Origin of the sequence: Rosenbergiella metrosideri (assembly GCF_022602565.1) — a bacterium.
Classification (GTDB): domain Bacteria; phylum Pseudomonadota; class Gammaproteobacteria; order Enterobacterales; family Enterobacteriaceae; genus Rosenbergiella; species Rosenbergiella metrosideri.
This window is the reverse complement of record NZ_JALBCV010000001.1, coordinates 13,549-32,193: the sequence shown is the minus strand read 5'-3', so window position 1 is coordinate 32,193 and position 18,645 is coordinate 13,549. Positions and strand designations below refer to the sequence as shown.

20 protein-coding genes are annotated in these 18,645 nt (G+C 49.8%); 6 read left to right on the top strand and 14 right to left on the bottom strand.

Features of this window, described 5'->3' with window-relative positions; translation table 11 throughout:
* Window positions 1-15: 15 nt before the first annotated feature.
* The 3 genes from lpxM to znuA all read right to left on the bottom strand — a co-directional run bounded on the left by lpxM (window position 16) and on the right by znuA (window position 3,447).
* On the bottom strand, window positions 16-990 hold the full coding sequence (gene lpxM, locus MKR94_RS00165; RefSeq protein ID WP_241644882.1) for a lauroyl-Kdo(2)-lipid IV(A) myristoyltransferase: 975 nt from the start codon (window positions 988-990) through the stop codon (window positions 16-18).
* Window positions 991-1,131: 141 nt separating this feature from the next.
* Window positions 1,132-2,460 (bottom strand): murein DD-endopeptidase MepM, encoded by a 1,329-nt coding sequence (mepM, locus tag MKR94_RS00160; protein WP_241644881.1) that lies wholly within the window; start codon window positions 2,458-2,460, stop codon window positions 1,132-1,134.
* Between the two features lie 15 nt (window positions 2,461-2,475).
* Window positions 2,476-3,447 (bottom strand): zinc ABC transporter substrate-binding protein ZnuA, encoded by a 972-nt coding sequence (gene znuA / locus MKR94_RS00155; RefSeq protein WP_277755557.1) that lies wholly within the window; start codon window positions 3,445-3,447, stop codon window positions 2,476-2,478.
* 81 nt (window positions 3,448-3,528) lie between these two features.
* On the opposite strand from znuA, the gene znuC reads away from it, so the two are divergent.
* The gene (gene znuC / locus MKR94_RS00150; RefSeq protein ID WP_241644880.1) at window positions 3,529-4,287 is read left to right on the top strand and encodes a zinc ABC transporter ATP-binding protein ZnuC; all 759 of its coding nucleotides are present in this window, start codon (window positions 3,529-3,531) and stop codon (window positions 4,285-4,287) included.
* The gene (gene znuB / locus MKR94_RS00145; protein ID WP_241644879.1) at window positions 4,284-5,069 is read left to right on the top strand and encodes a zinc ABC transporter permease subunit ZnuB; all 786 of its coding nucleotides are present in this window, start codon (window positions 4,284-4,286) and stop codon (window positions 5,067-5,069) included. Before znuC ends, znuB begins: the two co-directional genes overlap by 4 nt.
* A gap of 59 nt (window positions 5,070-5,128) precedes the next feature.
* Here the strand turns inward: znuB and MKR94_RS00140 are convergent, their stop codons facing one another.
* From MKR94_RS00140 to aspS, 7 genes are all read right to left on the bottom strand, one after another.
* Window positions 5,129-5,803 carry a hypothetical protein gene (locus MKR94_RS00140; RefSeq protein WP_241644878.1) on the bottom strand — a complete coding sequence of 225 codons (675 nt, stop codon included), beginning with the start codon at window positions 5,801-5,803 and terminating at the stop codon, window positions 5,129-5,131.
* 129 nt (window positions 5,804-5,932) lie between these two features.
* A complete protein-coding gene (gene ruvB / locus MKR94_RS00135; protein WP_241644877.1) occupies window positions 5,933-6,946 on the bottom strand; it encodes a Holliday junction branch migration DNA helicase RuvB in 1,014 nt (337 codons plus the stop codon).
* Window positions 6,947-6,954: 8 nt separating this feature from the next.
* The gene (ruvA, locus tag MKR94_RS00130; protein ID WP_099822738.1) at window positions 6,955-7,572 is read right to left on the bottom strand and encodes a Holliday junction branch migration protein RuvA; all 618 of its coding nucleotides are present in this window, start codon (window positions 7,570-7,572) and stop codon (window positions 6,955-6,957) included.
* A gap of 91 nt (window positions 7,573-7,663) precedes the next feature.
* Window positions 7,664-8,185, bottom strand: coding sequence for a crossover junction endodeoxyribonuclease RuvC (gene ruvC / locus MKR94_RS00125; protein ID WP_048913164.1), 522 nt, complete (start codon window positions 8,183-8,185; stop codon window positions 7,664-7,666).
* 32 nt (window positions 8,186-8,217) lie between these two features.
* Window positions 8,218-8,961 carry a YebC/PmpR family DNA-binding transcriptional regulator gene (locus tag MKR94_RS00120; protein WP_092675139.1) on the bottom strand — a complete coding sequence of 248 codons (744 nt, stop codon included), beginning with the start codon at window positions 8,959-8,961 and terminating at the stop codon, window positions 8,218-8,220.
* A 63-nt stretch (window positions 8,962-9,024) separates the two neighbouring features.
* Window positions 9,025-9,465, bottom strand: a complete 441-nt coding sequence (gene nudB, locus MKR94_RS00115; protein ID WP_241644876.1) for a dihydroneopterin triphosphate diphosphatase — start codon at window positions 9,463-9,465, stop codon at window positions 9,025-9,027.
* Window positions 9,465-11,243, bottom strand: a complete 1,779-nt coding sequence (gene aspS, locus MKR94_RS00110) for an aspartate--tRNA ligase (protein ID WP_241644875.1) — start codon at window positions 11,241-11,243, stop codon at window positions 9,465-9,467. Before aspS ends, nudB begins: the two co-directional genes overlap by 1 nt.
* Before the next feature lie 246 nt (window positions 11,244-11,489).
* Between aspS and cmoA the strand changes: the two genes are divergently transcribed.
* On the top strand, window positions 11,490-12,218 hold the full coding sequence (gene cmoA / locus MKR94_RS00105; protein WP_241644874.1) for a carboxy-S-adenosyl-L-methionine synthase CmoA: 729 nt from the start codon (window positions 11,490-11,492) through the stop codon (window positions 12,216-12,218).
* Window positions 12,215-13,195, top strand: a complete 981-nt coding sequence (gene cmoB, locus MKR94_RS00100; protein ID WP_241644873.1) for a tRNA 5-methoxyuridine(34)/uridine 5-oxyacetic acid(34) synthase CmoB — start codon at window positions 12,215-12,217, stop codon at window positions 13,193-13,195. Before cmoA ends, cmoB begins: the two co-directional genes overlap by 4 nt.
* On the opposite strand, the gene cutC is transcribed toward cmoB, so the two are convergent.
* Window positions 13,163-13,975: a copper homeostasis protein CutC gene (gene cutC, locus MKR94_RS00095; RefSeq protein WP_241644872.1), complete on the bottom strand. Its 813-nt coding sequence runs from the start codon at window positions 13,973-13,975 to the stop codon at window positions 13,163-13,165. The two genes, cmoB and cutC, sit on opposite strands and share 33 nt — an antisense overlap.
* Window positions 13,976-14,052: 77 nt before the next feature.
* On the opposite strand from cutC, the gene MKR94_RS00090 reads away from it, so the two are divergent.
* The gene (locus MKR94_RS00090) at window positions 14,053-15,189 is read left to right on the top strand and encodes a MalY/PatB family protein (protein WP_241644871.1); all 1,137 of its coding nucleotides are present in this window, start codon (window positions 14,053-14,055) and stop codon (window positions 15,187-15,189) included.
* An 8-nt stretch (window positions 15,190-15,197) separates the two neighbouring features.
* Here the strand turns inward: MKR94_RS00090 and MKR94_RS00085 are convergent, their stop codons facing one another.
* Window positions 15,198-15,752, bottom strand: coding sequence for a VOC family protein (locus MKR94_RS00085; RefSeq protein ID WP_241644870.1), 555 nt, complete (start codon window positions 15,750-15,752; stop codon window positions 15,198-15,200).
* 228 nt (window positions 15,753-15,980) lie between these two features.
* Between MKR94_RS00085 and argS the strand changes: the two genes are divergently transcribed.
* Entirely contained in the window at window positions 15,981-17,711 is a 1,731-nt protein-coding gene (gene argS / locus MKR94_RS00080) for an arginine--tRNA ligase (protein ID WP_241644869.1), read from the top strand.
* Between the two features lie 8 nt (window positions 17,712-17,719).
* Here the strand turns inward: argS and MKR94_RS00075 are convergent, their stop codons facing one another.
* Complete coding sequence (locus MKR94_RS00075; RefSeq protein ID WP_241644868.1) at window positions 17,720-18,079, bottom strand: GlcG/HbpS family heme-binding protein; 360 nt, start codon at window positions 18,077-18,079, stop codon at window positions 17,720-17,722.
* A gap of 158 nt (window positions 18,080-18,237) precedes the next feature.
* Window positions 18,238-18,645, bottom strand: a complete 408-nt coding sequence (locus tag MKR94_RS00070) for a flagellar protein FlhE (RefSeq protein WP_241644867.1) — start codon at window positions 18,643-18,645, stop codon at window positions 18,238-18,240.

The following is an 18,645-nucleotide window of genomic DNA, read 5'->3' as shown; positions in this document are numbered from 1 at the left end:
CAGGCGGCTGTTTCATTATTTGTAGGGGAAGAGATCTTTACGACGGTAAGGCTTTTCCTCACCAGCTTGACGCGTTTTCAATAACTCCAGGATCCACGTATATTGTTCAGGATTCGGACCAACGAAAAACTCAACCTCTTCATTCATCCGCCGCGCCAAGGTTTTATCGTCAGCATGTTCAAGGTCATCCATTGCTGGACGGACGAAGATTTCAAGTTGATGACGACGGCTGTTATAGACCGGAAATAGTGGCACGACCTTAGCTCGACAGACTTTCATCAGCCGACCAATAGCCGGTAGCGTCGCTTTGTAAGTGGCAAAGAAATCGACGAATTCGCTGTGTTCAGGTCCGTGATCTTGATCAGGTAAATAATAGCCCCAATAACCTTGTCTGACTGAGGCAATGAAAGGTTTGATCCCGTCATTGCGAGCATGCATGCGACCGCCAAAACGCCGACGTAGACGGTTCCAAATATAATCCATAAGCGGATCTTTTTGATTGTGAAACATTGCCGCCATTTTTTGGCCTTCCGATGCAAGCAGCATCGCCGGAATATCGACGGCCCAACCATGGGGAACGAGAAAAATGACATTCTGCTTTGATTGTTGATAGCGCTCGATAATATCTTTCCCATGCCACACAATCTTTTGTCGAACGCGTTGCGGGTCACGTAACGCTAACTCGGCCATCAACACCATTGATTGCGGTGCGGTGGCAAACATTTCATCAATAATGTTTTCACGTTCCGCCACGGAAAGATCAGGAAAACAGTAGTGAAGATTAATCTGCGCACGACGACGAGCACCCTTCGCTCGCTTACCCACCCATTTACCAAGTTTACCTAATAACGGATCACGGAGTGTGGCAGGTACATACGCCAATGCTCCGGCTACGCCAATGGCTAACCATTTCCCCCAAAATTGCGGTTTAAGGAAGGAAGTTTTAAAGACAGGGATAAACTCAGACTGGTTACGTTTCTCGTTAGTCATGCACTCGCCTCTTAGAAGAAGTGGCTAATGATAGTGATGGCGAAGAGTTTTGCAATAGACTTTTACTAGTGATCAGGGAGATAAGCCCCATCATCATCCCCAAAAAAAGGCCATACAGACTGCATGGCCCTCGTTATCCTATTAGAAAGTCAGTTGGCTCTGCCAAGCTTTAACCTGTGCAAGATACGTTTTGCGATCTTTACCTGTCAGGCCTTCCATCCGCGGCAGTTTCGCCGTGAGCGGATTGACCGCCTGATTGTTAATCCAGATTTCGAAATGCAAATGTGGGCCGGTTGAGCGTCCTGTATTACCCGATAACGCGATACGGTCCCCTCTTTTTACCTTTTGCCCAGGTTTAACCATTACGCGGCTAAGGTGCATATAGCGGGTCATATATTGTCGACCATGGCGAATGGCAACATATTTCCCTGCCGCCCCACCTTTTGCGTTCGCCACAACCACTTCCCCGTCTCCTGTCGCGAGTACGGGTGTACCAATAGGTACCGCGAAATCAACCCCGCGATGCGGAGTAATCCGTCCGGTCACTGGATTTAATCGCCGTGGGTTAAAATTTGACGAGACACGATACGTTTTAGCGGTTGGGTAACGTAAAAAGCCTTTTGCTAGGCCAGAAGCATTCTGATCATAAAACTTGCCGTCTTCCGCGCGAAACGCATAGTAATCCTTACCACCAGAACGTACACGCACAGCCTGGAGTTGGCTTTGCATACGCTTACCCGCTAACACTTCCCGAGAAAAAATAGTACTAAACTGATCACCACTTCGCAGTTTACGGAAATCCATTTGCCATTGTAGCGCCTTGATGACTGAAGCGATTTCGCCAGCCGACAGTCCTGCCTGCTGCGCACTGCTCGCAAAGCTCCCTTTTACGGTGCCGGCCAACGTATGGTCTTGCCACTCACCTTGCTGTAGTTGACGCTCCATACTATAGGTACCGTTCGGCCTACGGGTATAGTGGCGGGTTTCACGGCGCGAAATTTCCCAATCTAGCGTTTCTAACTCGCCCTCAGCATTGACTTGCCAGTTAAGACTTTGTCCAACATTGAGATTACGTAATGCGCCATCACTACCCACCAGCGCATTAATATTAGAAAGGTCGATACCGTACTGATTCAATACGCTACTGAGTGTATCACCCGATGCAACGGTATATTCTTTTGCATCTTGAGTTCCTTCCGCCTCTTTCTGATCGGCGGGCAGATTTTGATCTTCATCAGGTAAAGGGGTTGTTTGGTCATCCGGTTCGGAAGCGTCTGTGCCGCTGAGGTGTTGGCTCGCTTCGAGTTCAATCTTACGAACTAACGTCTCTTTATTCTCATCGTGATGATTGATAAGCGGCTGCCAAATGGCAACCGCGAGTGTCATGGCGGTCAATGACCCCAACATAAAACGATGGCGTTTCGGTAAAGTGTTAAGCGCGAGAGCGACAGAACGAGCAATCTGCTGCACTGTAAAATTTCCTCTTTAGTTCATTGGTTTCAGACAGCTCACATACTGGCTCGACAATTGTGAGAGGAATTTCACATAACTGTCCTGCGATAAGCTGATATTGCTTCCCAAGGGATCTAAAGTACCTTTTTGTACTGTTGTCCCTCGTGAAACAGCGTCGATGACGGCTGGTCTGAATTGTGGCTCAGCAAAAACACATTGCGCTTTGTGCTGAGTCAGCTGTGTTCTTATTTCGTTTAATTTCTGTGCGCCCGGCTGGATTTCGGGATTTACCGTGAAATACCCAAGCGGTGACAGGCCATAGTGCTGCTCAAAATAGGTGTAGGCATCATGAAAGACATAATACCGTTTATCCTTTACTGAGCTAAGCTGCTGGCGTATATGTTCATCGGCATCTTTTAAACTGGCTTTAAATTTCGACAAATTACTGTCTAATTTTGTTTTTTGTGCGGACATCGATTGGACCAATCGATCATGGATAGCCGTAGCACTCATCAACGCAATGTCTGGCGATAGCCAGATGTGCAAATTATACGTTCCTTGATGAGAATGACTATCAGACAGTTCCCTATCAGAAGAATTTACAGAGTTTAGCGTATTCGCGGACGACGAAGCATGATCGTGATCATTTTCAACTTCGCCAACCAAGTGCGATTGAATCACGGGTAAAGCCGAGAGTTCAAGGTTTTTATTTGCTGGGAGCTGTGAAGCACTGCGAGTAACGAAGGATTCCATTTCAGGGCCTACCCATACCAACAGGTCAGCATTTTTTATCCGACGAACATCAGAGGGCCGTAACGCATAATCATGCTCAGATGCACCATCCGGAAGCACTACCGTAACCGGTGTGACACCTTCGGCAATAGCGGAAGCAATAAAGCCAAGCGGTTTAATGGATGCCACCACGTCGGCGTGGGCTAAACCATTCATTCCTAACATGATGGACAGACCCAAGGCGAGTTTCGGCAAATGATTTTTTCTTTTCATGATTACTGGCGTCTCAGCTATTAACCTCAAATGGAGTTGTGATAATATAACATCTCTTTTTGAAATGAAAACTGATTAACCATGTCATCGAACTTAGTTACTTTAGAAAATATCGATGTTTCGTTCGGTCAAAAGCAGGTCTTGCACAATATCTCCTTGAGTCTACAACCGGGCAGGATACTCACCTTACTTGGCCCCAACGGTGCAGGAAAATCGACCTTAGTGCGACTGATTCTGGGGCTTATTACACCGTCTCGCGGCACCGTCACTAAAAAAGCGGGGTTACGTATTGGCTATGTCCCACAAAAATTACACTTAGATATCACCCTCCCCCTAACGGTCGATCGTTTTTTACGATTAGCTCACCAAGCTAGAAAAGCGGATATTCAGGCAGCGTTACAACGTGTCAATGCCGAGCATCTGCGTTTTTCAACCATGCAAAAGCTCTCCGGCGGTGAGATGCAGCGTGTGCTATTAGCCCGAGCCTTACTGGGTAAACCCGAATTATTAGTGCTTGATGAACCGACACAGGGTGTCGACGTTAATGGACAGGTGGCTTTATACGATCTGATTAACCAGCTTCGCCATGAATTGCATTGCGCCGTCCTGATGGTGTCGCACGACTTACATTTAGTCATGGCAAAAACCGATGATGTGCTTTGCCTCAATCATCATGTTTGCTGTTCAGGTCCACCGGAAGTCGTTTCGCAACATCCCGAATTCACCGCAATGTTTGGCCCTCGCGCCTCTCAGCAATTGGCTATTTATCGGCATGATCACAATCACCGTCATGATCTCAAGGGACGGATAGTGTTACGCAAGGAGAATGAGATCTCATGATTGAACTGTTACTGCCAGGTTGGCTAGGGGGAATATTACTCACCCTCACCGCTGGCCCACTGGGTTCGTTTGTCGTCTGGCGTAAAATGTCTTATTTCGGTGATACCCTCGCCCATGCGTCCTTACTTGGCGTAGCCATCGGATTATTGTTAAACGTTAATCCATGGTATGCGGTCATTGCCGTAACACTTATCCTCGCGATTCTGTTAGTCGTGCTTGAGCATCGCCCACACCTAGCTATCGACACCTTATTGGGGATTATGGCACACAGTGCCCTCTCACTTGGATTGGTGGTAGTGAGTTTAATGCACAACGTTCGCGTGGATTTGATGGCCTATCTGTTCGGCGACCTGCTATCAGTGATGCCCTCAGACTTAGCGTTAATGGCAGGTGGCGTAGTCATCGTACTGGCGGTTATCATCTCGCAATGGCGCGCACTGTTATCGATGACCGTCAGTCCTGAGCTGGCTCAAGTAGATGGCGTCAATTTAGCCCGTACCCGAATGTTACTGATGTTAGTGACAGCCCTGACCATTGGCGTCTCCATGAAATTTGTTGGAGCGCTGATCATTACCTCGTTACTGATCATCCCTGCAGCCACCGCACGTCGCTTTGCGCGCTCCCCCGAGCAGATGGCGATTTTTGCTACCTTAATTGGGATGGTTGCCGTCACCGGCGGACTGACGTTTTCTGCTTACTACGACACCCCCGCTGGGCCGTCGGTCGTCCTTAGCGCCAGCGCCCTCTTTATGCTTAGTGGCTTAAAGAAGATGTCCCATTAGGCATGAGGCCTCGGGACAACCGAGGCCTCATCTTTCTGATCGTGGAGTAGCCGATACTGCTATTTCTTTAAGAGTATTGGCAGTTGTTGCTCAAATTGTTGCAGACACTGGTCCATTAGACGCTGGGTTTCTACTTTCACTTTAGCATAGTGATCATTTCGCCAATCAGCTAAATTAGCCTCCACTGGGGCGGGTGAACAAGCTTGCTTAATAAAACCGCTAAAGATCGATCCCTTCTCTGGTTTTTTATAAAAGAACACTTTGTATTTCAACTCGTAAAGGGAATCACTGCTATTAAGATTTTTGTAAATTAATGACCATGTCGAATAGCCTACGTTCAGCGGCTGTTGGTAAGCATAGCCTGCACCTTGGCTATTTAACCACACCCTAAGTGCCTGATTCGCTCTGGGTGCAAAATAATCCAGTGTTGGATTTTTCAAGGTCTTAGTCAGGTTTCCTTTGTACGTCTCCTTATCGAAGCTTGCAGTTGTTAGGTTGCCTAATGCGGCAGAGAGGACTGCCAGCCCCATCCCTGTTGCACTATGGACTGGCGTAACTTCCCGTAAAACAGGATCAGAATACACATTCCCGTCATTAAACTCTGCTGGCGCGGCATGGTACAAAACCCCCACCGAACTCTTATTCGTTCCCTCAATCACTGACGGTTTTACGGATGCACAGCCTGAGAGCAGCCCTACGGCAGTCAAGCAGCTTAATATATTGAAATTGTTCATAATATCCCTATCGTTATACCCATTCCTGCTGGTGACTCACAAGTATAAACGATAGATAGCAAGCAGAATAAGCAGAGGAATGCCAAAATATGACACTCCTCGGACTATTGGACGGTAAGCGTAAGGATGTTAGACGTGTTTATAGTGGTCGAGCAGATCGAAATGCTGATAAGCGTGCTGGGTCGCTAATCGTCCACGTGGCGTGCGTTGGATAAATCCCTGCTGAATCAAGTAAGGTTCGATAACGTCTTCGATGGTTTCACGTTCTTCACCAATCGCGGCCGCAAGATTATCTAAGCCTACTGGCCCACCACTGAACTTATCGATAATCGCTAGCAATAATTTACGATCCATATAATCGAAGCCTTCACTGTCGACATTAAGCAGATCGAGTGCACTCGCGGTCACTTCTCCATTCATATCACCCGCGGCTTTCACCTCGGCAAAGTCACGCACTCGACGTAGCAGCCGATTGGCAATCCTCGGAGTCCCGCGCGAACGACGCGCAATCTCCAGCGCACCTTCTTGGCTAAGCGATAGTCCCAAGCAGTCTGCCGCACGTTTCACGATAGATTGTAGATCAGCCACTTGATAAAACTCTAAGCGTTGGACGATACCGAAACGGTCACGCAATGGCGAGGTTAACGAACCTGCGCGAGTCGTCGCCCCGATCAAGGTGAAAGGCGGTAAGTCGATTTTAATCGAACGCGCCGCCGGGCCTTCACCAATCATGATATCCAACTGGTAGTCCTCCATCGCCGGATACAGCACTTCTTCCACGACAGGAGAGAGACGGTGGATCTCATCGATAAACAATACATCGTGCGGCTCGAGGTTGGTCAGCATGGCCGCAAGGTCGCCCGCTTTCTCCAGTACTGGGCCGGAGGTGGTACGTAAATTGACGCCCATTTCATTTGACACGATATTGGCCAACGTCGTCTTGCCTAACCCGGGAGGACCAAAGATCAGCAAGTGATCCAGTGCATCGCCCCGCATTTTCGCCGCGCGAATAAAGATTTCCATCTGCTCGCGCACATGCGGTTGACCGACATATTCATCCAGTAAACGGGGACGTAAGGCTCGGTCAAAGCGTTCTTCATCTATAGTCACTTCCGCAGAGACTAGGCGATCCGCATCAATCATACTTTTCCTTAGAGTGACGCACGCAAGGCGTCTCTGATCAAGGTTTCACTGTCCGCCCCAGTCTTAGCAATTTTACTCACCATTTTCGAGGCTTCTTGCGGTTTATAACCCAGCGCTACTAACGCTGCCACCGCTTCGGCCTCCGCATCATTGGTCGAGGACGGGTCGGTCGCCGGTGCCGTCAGGGTAAATTCGCTCTCTGTATTGAATAAATCCCCGTGCATCCCTTTAAATCGATCCTTCATTTCCACCACCAGTCGTTCAGCGGTTTTCTTGCCAACCCCTGGCAGTTTCACCAATGCCGCAATTTCCTGATGCTCCACCGCGTTCACAAACTGCTGCGCTGACATACCGGAAAGGATAGCGAGAGCGAGTTTTGGCCCCACACCATTTACCTTGATTAATTCACGAAAGAGTGTGCGTTCTTGTTTATGATTAAAGCCGAACAACAGTTGTGCATCTTCCCTAACCACAAAATGGGTAAAAATAATGGCGGTGTGATCTTTTTCAGGCAGTTCGTAGAAACAGGTCATCGGCATATGGACTTCGTAGCCTACGCCACCGACCTCAAGTAAGACTAGCGGCGGTTGCTTCTCTATGATGACTCCATTAAGACGTCCGATCATACAATTACCTTTATCAATATGTTGGCGAGGATTAATGCTGCGTTTATACCATAAAAAAGGCTGGATGAATATCCAGCCTACGATGAGAACGCTAACGTAATCGTCCTCGGGTCAGGACCAGCGCTTTATCAGAAATACTCAGCGCGTTTTGGCTGATATGGCAATGGGTGATCGCAATCGCTAAGGCATCCGCGGCATCGGCTTGTGGATTAGCAGGTAACTTCAATAAGGTTCGCACCATATGTTGCACTTGCGCTTTATCTGCCGCGCCGGTTCCGGTGACCGTTTGCTTGACTTGTCGGGCGGCATACTCGAAAACCGGTAAGGTTTGATTCACCGCAGCCACAATCGCCGCCCCACGTGCTTGACCGAGCTTTAGAGCCGAATCGGCATTTTTCGCCATAAACACCTGCTCAATGGCAAAGTAGTCCGGCGAAAATTGCGTGATAATCTCACTGACACCGGCGTAAATGAGCCGTAAACGCTCGGGTAACGCAGGGGTATTGGTTCGGATACAGCCGCTTCCCAAGTAAGTCAATTGACGACCCACTTGTCGTATAACCCCGTATCCGGTTACCCGCGACCCGGGGTCGATACCCAGGATTATGGCCATAATTGACCCAAGAATTGTGTGTATAACACCTACTACAGGCTCTCAGCGACTTCGTCAGAAATTTCGCCGTTATGGTAAACTTCCTGAACGTCATCACAATCTTCGAGCATATCGATCAGGCGTAATAATTTTGGTGCCGTTTCGCTATCCATTTCCGCTTTGGTGGAAGGGATCATCGTCACTTCTGCTTCATCTGGCGTTAAGCCTGCCGCGATTAACGCATCTTTCACCGCCCCTAACTCTTCCCACGCGGTAAAGACATCGATGGCGCCATCGTCATAGCTCACCACATCTTCAGCACCCGCTTCCAACGCAGCTTCCATCAACGCATCTTCGTCTTGACCCGGTGCATAAGCGATGACCCCTTTACGGCTGAAGAGGTACGCAACAGAACCGTCAGTGCCGAGGTTACCGCCGGTCTTGGTAAAGGCATGGCGGACTTCTGAAACGGTACGGTTACGGTTGTCACTCAGACACTCGATCATGATGGCGCTTCCACCTGGGCCATAGCCCTCATAGACGATTGTTTCCATATTGGAGTTATCATCACCGCCAACACCGCGTGCGATCGCACGATCCATCGTATCACGCGTCATATTGTTAGATAACGCTTTATCCATCGCTGCACGTAAGCGAGGGTTCGAGCTTGGATCGCCACCGCCAAGTTTTGCCGCGGTAACCAACTCACGAATGATTTTAGTGAAAATTTTACCGCGTTTCGCATCTTGTGCCGCTTTACGGTGTTTGGTATTCGCCCATTTACTATGTCCAGCCATAATCTTATTCTCTCAAACAAATAACGGTAAACGGAACACGTTGTAAGACGTATTCCTATCGAATTATTCCTCGGCAAAAAGGCGTTCAATCGCTTGGCGATTACTCCAGGATTTGGTTAACGCCGCGGCCTGCTGCCAAGGAAGCCACTGCGCCGCCGTATGCTCAGTTAAGTCAGGGTCCTTCTCGGACTCAACGCCCAAGGTAAACCAATGTTCTTGGTTATGGGTCACCCCTGGCGCATAACGATGGCGATATTGTTCAAAAATTTCAAAACTAATCTGTGTACAACAGTCAATCAGCACGTCTTGCGGAGGAGTATAGACAAATCCGGTCTCTTCCTGCACCTCGCGCAAGGCCGCCTGTTCTGGCTGTTCGCCGCTTTCCAGACTGCCTGTCACGGATTGCCAAAACGCTGCATCGTCTTGACGCTGTAACATCAGCACCCGATTCGTGTTTCTTGCGTAAATGACCACCAACACCGAAACGGGATGCTTATAGGCCATTACGCCGACTCAGTTTTAGCTTTTTTCACTACCTGTAGCGCTAACTCTTGCAACGCATTCGGGTTAGCCTCGCTCGGTGCATCCGTCATCAAACAGGCGGCCGCGGTAGTTTTCGGGAAGGCAATCACATCACGAATATTGTCCGTACCCGTTAATAGCATGGTCAAACGGTCTAAGCCAAAGGCTAATCCCGCGTGCGGTGGCGCACCGTATTTCAACGCATCCAGTAAGAATCCGAACTTTTCTTGTTGCTCATCAGCACTGATGCCAAGAATGCTGAACACCGCTTGTTGCATTGCGCCAGTATGGATACGCACCGATCCCCCACCGACTTCATAACCGTTAATGACCATATCGTAGGCATTGGCAATCGCCTCGCTAGGCGCTTGGCTCAGCTCTTCCGGCGATAAATCGCGTGGTGCGGTGAACGGGTGGTGCATAGCGGCTAAATGCCCTTCATCGTCTTGTTCAAACATTGGGAAATCAACGACCCAAAGCGGTGCCCAACGGCTTTCATCGGTCAGTGCTAAATCACGACCAATTTTTAGGCGTAGTGCCCCCATTGCATCCGCGACGACAGTCGCTTGGTCAGCCCCAAACAATAGGATGTCTCCGGACTCTGCTGCGGTACGCTCGAGCAATTGCTCGATAATGTCAGCCGTTAAGAATTTGGCTACCGGGCTTTGAATGCCTTCAAGGCCCGCTTCACGTTGATTGACTTTCATCCATGCCATACCCTTCGCGCCGTATAGCCCAACGAATTTGGTGTAATCATCAATCTGTTTACGCGTTAGCTGCGCACCCCCCGGTACACGTAATACAGCGACCCGTCCTTTGGCATCGTTTGCAGGGCCTGAGAAGACTTGGAACTCAACCTGCGCCAGTAAATCAGCAACGTCCACCAGTTCCATTGGGTTACGTAGATCCGGTTTATCCGAACCGAAACGACGCATCGCTTCCGCCCAGGTCATTTGTGGGAACTCGCCCAGATCCACCCCTTTGATGGCGATCCACAGTTGACGAATAAGACGCTCCATGACCTCACGCACTTGCGGTGCCGTCATAAAAGAGGTTTCAACATCGATTTGGGTGAATTCTGGCTGGCGGTCTGCGCGTAAATCTTCATCGCGGAAGCATTTTACGATCTGATAATAACGGTCAAAGCCAGACACCATCAGTAGCTGTTTGAAAAGCTGGGGTGATTGCGGTAAAGCGTAAAACTCACCTTTATGAACACGGCTGGGGACTAAGTAGTCGCGCGCACCTTCTGGCGTCGCTTTAGTGAGCATCGGGGTTTCAATATCCAGAAACTCATTGTCTTCCATAAAGCGACGAACGAAGGCCGTAATCTTGGCTCGGGTTTTAAACCGAGAGGCCACTTCAGGGCGACGCAGATCTAAATAGCGATATTTCAGGCGTGCTTCTTCACTGTTGACATGATTGCTGTCCAGCGGCAGTGGCTCGGAACGGTTAATAATCGTCAGCTCAGTGGCAAACACTTCAACTTCACCGGTGGCCATCTCTGCGTTTTTATTCCGCTCATCGCGCGCGCGCACTTTTCCTGTCACTTGGATACAGAATTCATTACGTAATTCTGAGGCAAGTTCAAAAGCCTGCTGCTCATCCGGATCAAAAAAGACTTGTACAATCCCTTCGCGATCACGCATATCGATGAAAATTAAGCTCCCGAGGTCGCGACGACGATTCACCCAACCGCTGAGAGTCACTTGTTGACCGATGTGGGACACATTAAGTTGTCCGCAATATAGTGTACGCATTGATTATCCTTTTGGGCCCGGAAGGCGTTTAACGTAAGCTGCTGCCATCTGGCGATATTGCTGCAAAATGGCTCGCATTATACTGAAAAATAATGTCAAGGATAAGTCTATGAGTGTAATAGCGCTCGATATCTGTGCAATTAACGCTTTTGCTTGTCGAAAATCGCTAAAAACTTGTCTTATAGATGCGCGGATGATCGGTTTCTGCGACAATACTTTTTTTTTGCAAGGTTAGCGAACGCCGTTATGTCCCACCGCGATAGTTTATTTTCCGCGCCAATTGATAAATTAGGCGATTGGACTTTTGATGAACGAGTAGCTGAAGTCTTCCCCGATATGATCCAGCGCTCAGTGCCAGGTTATTCGAATATCATCTCTATGATTGGGATGTTGGCGGGGCGTTATGTCACGGAAAATAGCCGCGTCTACGACCTCGGGTGTTCACTTGGGGCGGCCACTTTATCCGTACGTCGTAACATCACGGCGACGGGTTGTGAAATTATTGCGGTCGATAACTCCCCTGCGATGGTCGAGCGCTGTCGCCGTCATATTGATGCCTTTCGTGCGCAAACGCCGGTACAGGTTATCGAGGAAGATATCCAAAATATCGAGATCGATAACGCTTCACTAGTGGTATTGAATTTCACTCTGCAATTTATTCCGCCGCAAGACCGTGAAGCTTTACTGGCAAAAATCTGGCAAGGTCTTCGTCCTGGTGGCGCATTAGTACTTTCTGAAAAGTTCAGTTTTGCCGACCAAACGATGGGTGAATTACTGTTCGATATGCATCTGGATTTCAAACGCGCTAACGGTTATAGCGAGCTTGAAATCAGTCAAAAGCGCAGTATGCTCGAAAACGTTATGCTCACCGATAGTGTAAGTACCCATCAACAACGATTACAGGCTGTCGGCTTTCAACATGCTGAACTGTGGTTTCAATGTTTTAATTTTGGATCGTTAGTGGCCATCAAATGATAGATTTTGGAAATTTTTACCAGCAGATCGCAACCGGTCCGCTCGCCTCATGGTTAGAGGTCATCCCAGCGCAGCTTGCCCAATGGCAGCGCGAGAACTTACATGGTCATTTTCGTCAGTGGCACAAAGCGATCCAATACCTACCGGCCCTTACGCCTCACTCACTTGACCTTGCTCAGCAAGTTTATGCCGAACACCCCGACCTGACGCCGCGTCAACGTCAGGGCATCGAGTCGCTATTGCGTCAACTGATGCCGTGGCGCAAGGGGCCTTATCATCTTTATGGCACGCATATCGATACCGAATGGCGGTCTGATTGGAAATGGGATCGGGTTTTACCGCATATCAGCCCTCTCCAAGATCGTTTGGTTCTCGATGTCGGTTGCGGCAGCGGTTATCATATGTGGCGAATGATTGGCCAAGGCGCCAAAATGGTCGTCGGTATTGACCCTATGCAACTGTTCTTGTGCCAGTTCGAAGCTGTGCGTAAGTTGCTGGGTAATTCACAACAGGCTCATCTCTTGCCACTCGGCATTGAGCAGCTTCCGACAAGCGAAGCTTTTGATACTGTCTTTTCGATGGGTGTGCTCTATCACCGTCGCTCCCCCTTGGACCATTTACTGCAGTTAAAAAATCAGTTGGTCAATGGTGGCGAGCTCGTCTTAGAAACGCTGGTAACTGAAGGGGATGAACACCAAGTCTTGGTCCCCGGTGAACGCTATGCACAAATGCGTAATGTTTACTTCCTCCCTTCCGCCCTCGCCCTGAAAAGCTGGTTAGAGAAAACCGGCTTTGTCGATGTGCGGATTGTTGACCAAGCCGTCACACCGATCACCGAACAGCGCCGTACGTCGTGGATGACCAGTGAATCGTTGGCCGAATTTTTAGACCCGAACGATCCGCATAAAACGATTGAAGGCTATCATGCGCCGTTACGCGCAGTATTAATTGCCCGTAAGCCCGGAGAGGTCGTCTAAGCGGTGAGAGTGAGGGTCTGCCGTCGTGGAAGGCGGCACATCCCCCTGCAGGCGGATGAGGGTTTGCATGGCTTCCACCACGCTGGGATCGACCTCAGTGCGCAGATATTCATCCGCCATTTTATCTGAACACATCGAAACACCCGCTTTACAATAGCGCATTGCCGAAGGCACTTGTCGGCTAGCGGAACTATGAACCTCTTTAATCCCGGCATCGAGAAACTTCGGGAGATTCGATAAACGGACACCTGCACCGGCCATGATGATGGGCCCTGCGGCCATCATCGTCAGTTCTTGTAACAAGCTAATGCCGGCCTCGGCAGATTGCTGCTGCCCAGAGGTTAAGATGCGTGCTACCCCTAACTCAGCCAATTCGTGATAGGTTCGATAAGGATTACTGCACAGATCAAAAGCTCGATGGAAGGTCACTGCCATCCCTTTTGCGACTGTCATCAGTTTTTGCATTCTCGGTTTATCAAGTAACCCTTCAGGGCAAAGAATTCCCGTCACGACCCCCGGAAATCCCATATCGCGGATCTGTGCAATATCCGACAGCATAATTTTGAACTCTCGCTCGCTGTAGCAAAAGTCTCCACTGCGTGGCCTCACTATCGGGTGTACTGGAATCGAAATTTGGCAGCGAGCTTCACGCAGTACACCCAGCGACGTTGTTAAACCACCTTCTTGTGGCGCCGCACAGAGTTCAATACGATCAGCGCCTGCTTGCATAGCGGCAAGTGCGCAATCTAAGCCATAACAGCATATTTCTAAAGTCGGCATAGTCGATTCCTTTGTCAGACCTACTGGATATGCTACTGTGCATAGCGTCTCTCACTTCATACCTGCCCGGAGTACGTATGTCATTTAATTTTGATGAAAGAGTCGAGCGAAATCACACTGATAGTGAGAAATGGCTTAAATATCGAGATCAAGATATCATACCGCTATGGATAGCGGATACTGACTTTCGCGTCGCACCGGCTATTCAGCACGCCTTATCCGAGCGGGTCGCTCAGGGAGTGTTTGGCTATGCCGATGACCAAGGTGAACTGGCAAAAGCCGCGACCCAGTGGGTTGAAAAGCAGTACCATTGGACAATCGATCCCGATTGGGTCGTTCCTCTCTCCGGCATAAAGCCCCTATTTAGTTTATTGCAGGAGTGTCTTCTCTCGGCCGAGCAAAGCTCCGTTTGCCATACCCCCATCTACCCGCCTTTCACGCAAAGTGCTCGCAATGCCCAAAGAGCGCAACGGTTAATCCCTTATCCCCTCTTCGATAAGCCTGATTTTCTCGGTACTCCACTGCCAGCGCTAACGCCGCAAGAGCGCTTGCTCTTTATTTGCCATCCACATAATCCCGGTGGCAAAAGCTATTCCCGTGAAGCCCTCCAGCAGCTTGCCGAGTATGCCGAACATTATGATCTCCTAGTCTGTAGCGATGAGATTCATGCGGATTTACTGCTTGAGCCAGGACGCCGACACACTCCTTTCGCCTCGCTCTCGACGGACAGTGCACAACGTTCGATCACCTTACTCTCTGCCGCCAAGGCATTTAATCTTGCGGGATTGGGCTGTGGCATCGCCATTGTCCCCAATAATCGGCTGCGTGAGCAGATTCGTCATGCCGTCGCGCAGCGCATGCCAGTGCCGAATAGTTTAGGTATCGTCGCTACCCTTGCCGCCTGGCAGCAGAGTGAACAGTGGTTAGTCGCCCAACGTCACTATTTACGGGGAAATCGTGACCTTTTGGTGAAATCTTTACAGGCACTACCTGCCTTACGCCTCGTCGTCCCCGATGCCGGGTTCTTGGCCTGGATCGATGCGTCAGGCCTACAACAGGCCAATCCTCACCGCTGGTTGGAACAGCAGGGTTTAGGGCTGACAGCGGGTGCGCCATTCGGCGATCCGCAAGCCGTGCGGCTTAATTTTGGCTGTTGTCGCTCGCAACTTGATGAAGCCTTAATTCGCCTGCATAACGCCATTCAACAGGCCTAAGCCCGCTTTTAGTGTTCGCTAGCGACCACTTTATCGATGGCGTAAGTATGAAACTTCAGTGTGATCTCGCCATTAGTGATCGCTAAGGTCGTATTATCCAACGCCCCGGCTTTTGCCTCTGGGCGGCGAGTCTTAACGCTAATACCAGGCGTCACTAAGCCGCGGTCATCGATTAAGGCCATTGCTCGTTGGCCAATCTGTTCCGGCGCGCCCGGCAATACCACTTCAATATGCTCCCAGCCCTCATGGCGGTAACGTTTCTCACCCGGCCAAGGCAGCTCGACAATATCGATGTGATGATTTAACAGCGCCAAGGGTTGTTCGATTCGATAAAGATGGATAGGTCGCCCGCCAATTATTGCCTCGGAGAAACAATGACCCACTTGTGATAGCGCCATCGCCCAACGTTCTGCCGTCCGATCTTGGTGACAACGTAACGAAATATGGTCAAAGGTTAACTCACTCAAGTTTAGCCCTAGCTGCTGCGCAAACGAGGCTAATTTCTGCTCGAACTGGGAGAGATCGTCGGCTAATTCGGGAAGAGTTATAAAGAGTGGATGCATGATACCCTGCTGTCATCGATAATGGTTGGGTTATTTTCGCCCCCTGTTCACCCGCTGTAAAGGCGAAACCCGATTAATTTCAATCACTCTGCATGACAAATGCAGATGGTGGCTGACGCCTTAGGCTTTTTTACGTATACTGCTCGACCATTAAACTTATTACGTTTCGATGTTTCGACATCCCGTGCTGTATGGCATGCCATACACTCAATTGATAAAGGTATACCGGTGAATATTCAGGCTCTTCTCTGCGATAAAGTTAGTCAGGCTATGGTGGCTGCCGGCGCTCCCGCCGATAGCGAACCCCTCATCCGTCAATCCGCGAAGCCACAATTTGGTGATTACCAAGCCAATGGTATTATGGGTGCAGCGAAACGACTGGGTATGCCTCCCCGACAGCTCGCCGAAAAGGTCGTTGAACAGCTTTCACTGACCGGTATTGCGAACAAAGTTGAAATCGCCGGCCCAGGATTTATCAATATCTTCCTCGACCCGCAGTGGCTGGCAACGGAAATTGAACTTGCACTCAGTTCTGCGCACCTTAACCTCTCTCCGGTTACCCCACAAACGATTGTCGTCGACTACTCTGCGCCGAATGTGGCTAAAGAGATGCATGTCGGTCACTTACGCTCGACGATTATTGGTGATGCGACCGTACGGACGCTCGAAAAACTTGGCCATAATGTTATCCGTGCCAACCACCTCGGTGATTGGGGGACTCAATTTGGCATGTTGATTGCCTATCTTGAACAGCAGCAAGCGGATCATGCTGGTGAGATTGCGCTCCAAGATTTTGAAGCCTTCTACCGCGCCGCGAAAATCGCCTACGATGAAGATGAAGATTTTGCCCTACGCGCGCGCAGTTATGTGGTCAAACTGCAAGGTGGTGACGAGTACTGCCTAAAAATGTGGCGTAAGTTGGTGGATATCACCATGGAACAGAACCAACGTAACTACGACCGTTTAAACGTAAGCTTATCGGCAGACAATGTAATGGGTGAGAGCCTGTATAACAGCATGTTGCCAGGTATTGTCGCCGACCTTAAACAGAAAGGATTAGCGGTTGAAAGTGAAGGCGCCACCGTCGTGTTCCTAGATGAGTTCACCAATAAAGAAGGTGAACCCATGGGTGTGATTATTCAGAAGAAAGATGGCGGTTACCTCTACACCACCACCGATATAGCTTGCGCGAAATACCGCTACGAAACGTTAAAAGCTGAGCGGGTCATTTATTACATTGACTCACGCCAGCATCAGCATCTTATGCAAGCTTGGACCATTGTCCGTAAAGCCGGGTATGTGCCAGAATCTGTACCCTTAGAGCACCATATGTTCGGCATGATGTTAGGCAAAGACGGTCGTCCATTCAAAACGCGCGCAGGCGGAACGATTCGTCTCGCCGACCTATTGGATGAAGCGCACGAGCGTGCATTAGCCCTAGTGAAAGAGAAAAATCCTGAGATGGATGCCCAAACCTTGAATCATCTGGCAGAGGTTATTGGTATCGGCGCAGTGAAATATGCTGATCTGTCTAAAAATCGGACCACGGATTATGTCTTCGATTGGGACAATATGCTCTCTTTTGAAGGTAACACCGCCCCTTACCTGCAATATGCTTACACGCGTGTCCTGTCTATCTTCCGTAAGGCCGGTATTGATGAACAAACGCTTCAAGGGCCACTTGCTCTGACAGAATCCCGTGAAGCCGCTTTAGCCGCGCGTTTACTGCAGTTCGAAGAGACCCTGCAGCAAGTTGCTCGAGAAGGAACACCGCATGTACTTTGCGCCTACCTCTATGACGTTGCCGTACTCTTCTCTGGTTTCTATGAGCACTGCCCGGTGTTAACGGCGGAAGATGAGAACAGCCGTCAATCCCGTCTCAAGCTTTCCGCTATGACCGCAAGAACGCTGAAAAGTGGCTTAGATCTTCTCGGTATTGATACCGTCGAGCGCATGTAACCCTAGCGTTAGCCCTTGCTGATAAGACGCCCGCACTGCGGGCGTTTTAGTTTCCCTGCCGATGCCGCACAGCGTGATGTAAATCCCTTCACCACATGGTCGGCAACCTGCTGAACTTGCTCCGCCGTTCCTCCTGCAATCCCCACTGCCCCAACAACCTGTTCATCGTGGGTTAGCGACTCTCCCCCGGCAAAGACAATGACACGCTGATGTAAAGTGATATTGAGTCCGTATAACGAGCCGCCAGCTTGGGCCTTTTTACCCAGCGAGGCCGATGACGTGCTAAATAATGCACTGGTGTACCCCTTATTGATTGCGTGTTCAATACGGGGTAACAGTGCGCCATCCCTTGGTAAGTAGGCGATCAAAAAACCTTATGTATCAACAATCGCAATATTTGATGCAATCCCCGTCTCGTGGAGTTTCGCTTAAGAGTAAATAATAGTCGTCATTCACAACAGGAGGCGTTTCTTTTCTCTCTGTCGTTTCAACTTAATATTCTGAATCCCAGCTGGGGCCCCGTATCCTAAAGGATCAGCCTATTAAGGGTTAGCGACACCCCAGTGATCAAAATAGGCGGTTGCAGCGCTCCTGACCCCGGTAAGGCGAATACAATCGACCACTCCCCTTGGCTCCCTTGACCCGCGAAGCAGCGGCTCACCCCAGCGACGGAATCTACACCTTGGCAGTCGCGATCACGACAGACGAAAACCGAAGGGGGCTGCGGCCAAGCCGCTAGACTTTGGATCTGCCAAGCTAGCGTCGTGACCTTCCCCGCATTGTCTGACGGCAATTGCCCGAGCGTAAAACGGTACCAATGGCCTTTGCGCTGTATCGATTGCCCGGGGTGACTAAGCGTGGCACTGACAATCGTTGCCTGTACCCCCTGACTCGCGACGGCTAATAAGAGACCTAGAACCACACGACGCCACAT

Coding starts and splice junctions, on each gene's coding strand:
- ruvA (WP_099822738.1), bottom strand. CDS start 7,572: ATGATCGGACGTCTTAATGGAGTCATCATAGAGAAGCAACCGCCGCTA.
- ruvB (WP_241644877.1), bottom strand. CDS start 6,946: ATGATTGATGCGGATCGCCTAGTCTCTGCGGAAGTGACTATAGATGAA.
- lpxM (WP_241644882.1), bottom strand. CDS start 990: ATGACTAACGAGAAACGTAACCAGTCTGAGTTTATCCCTGTCTTTAAA.
- ruvC (WP_048913164.1), bottom strand. CDS start 8,185: ATGGCCATAATCCTGGGTATCGACCCCGGGTCGCGGGTAACCGGATAC.
- cmoA (WP_241644874.1), top strand. CDS start 11,490: ATGTCCCACCGCGATAGTTTATTTTCCGCGCCAATTGATAAATTAGGC.
- cmoB (WP_241644873.1), top strand. CDS start 12,215: ATGATAGATTTTGGAAATTTTTACCAGCAGATCGCAACCGGTCCGCTC.
- aspS (WP_241644875.1), bottom strand. CDS start 11,243: ATGCGTACACTATATTGCGGACAACTTAATGTGTCCCACATCGGTCAA.
- MKR94_RS00085 (WP_241644870.1), bottom strand. CDS start 15,752: ATGCATCCACTCTTTATAACTCTTCCCGAATTAGCCGACGATCTCTCC.
- MKR94_RS00120 (WP_092675139.1), bottom strand. CDS start 8,961: ATGGCTGGACATAGTAAATGGGCGAATACCAAACACCGTAAAGCGGCA.
- MKR94_RS00140 (WP_241644878.1), bottom strand. CDS start 5,803: ATGAACAATTTCAATATATTAAGCTGCTTGACTGCCGTAGGGCTGCTC.
- MKR94_RS00070 (WP_241644867.1), bottom strand. CDS start 18,645: ATGTGGCGTCGTGTGGTTCTAGGTCTCTTATTAGCCGTCGCGAGTCAG.
- cutC (WP_241644872.1), bottom strand. CDS start 13,975: ATGCCGACTTTAGAAATATGCTGTTATGGCTTAGATTGCGCACTTGCC.
- znuC (WP_241644880.1), top strand. CDS start 3,529: ATGTCATCGAACTTAGTTACTTTAGAAAATATCGATGTTTCGTTCGGT.
- znuB (WP_241644879.1), top strand. CDS start 4,284: ATGATTGAACTGTTACTGCCAGGTTGGCTAGGGGGAATATTACTCACC.
- nudB (WP_241644876.1), bottom strand. CDS start 9,465: ATGGCCTATAAGCATCCCGTTTCGGTGTTGGTGGTCATTTACGCAAGA.
- znuA (WP_277755557.1), bottom strand. CDS start 3,447: ATGAAAAGAAAAAATCATTTGCCGAAACTCGCCTTGGGTCTGTCCATC.
- MKR94_RS00090 (WP_241644871.1), top strand. CDS start 14,053: ATGTCATTTAATTTTGATGAAAGAGTCGAGCGAAATCACACTGATAGT.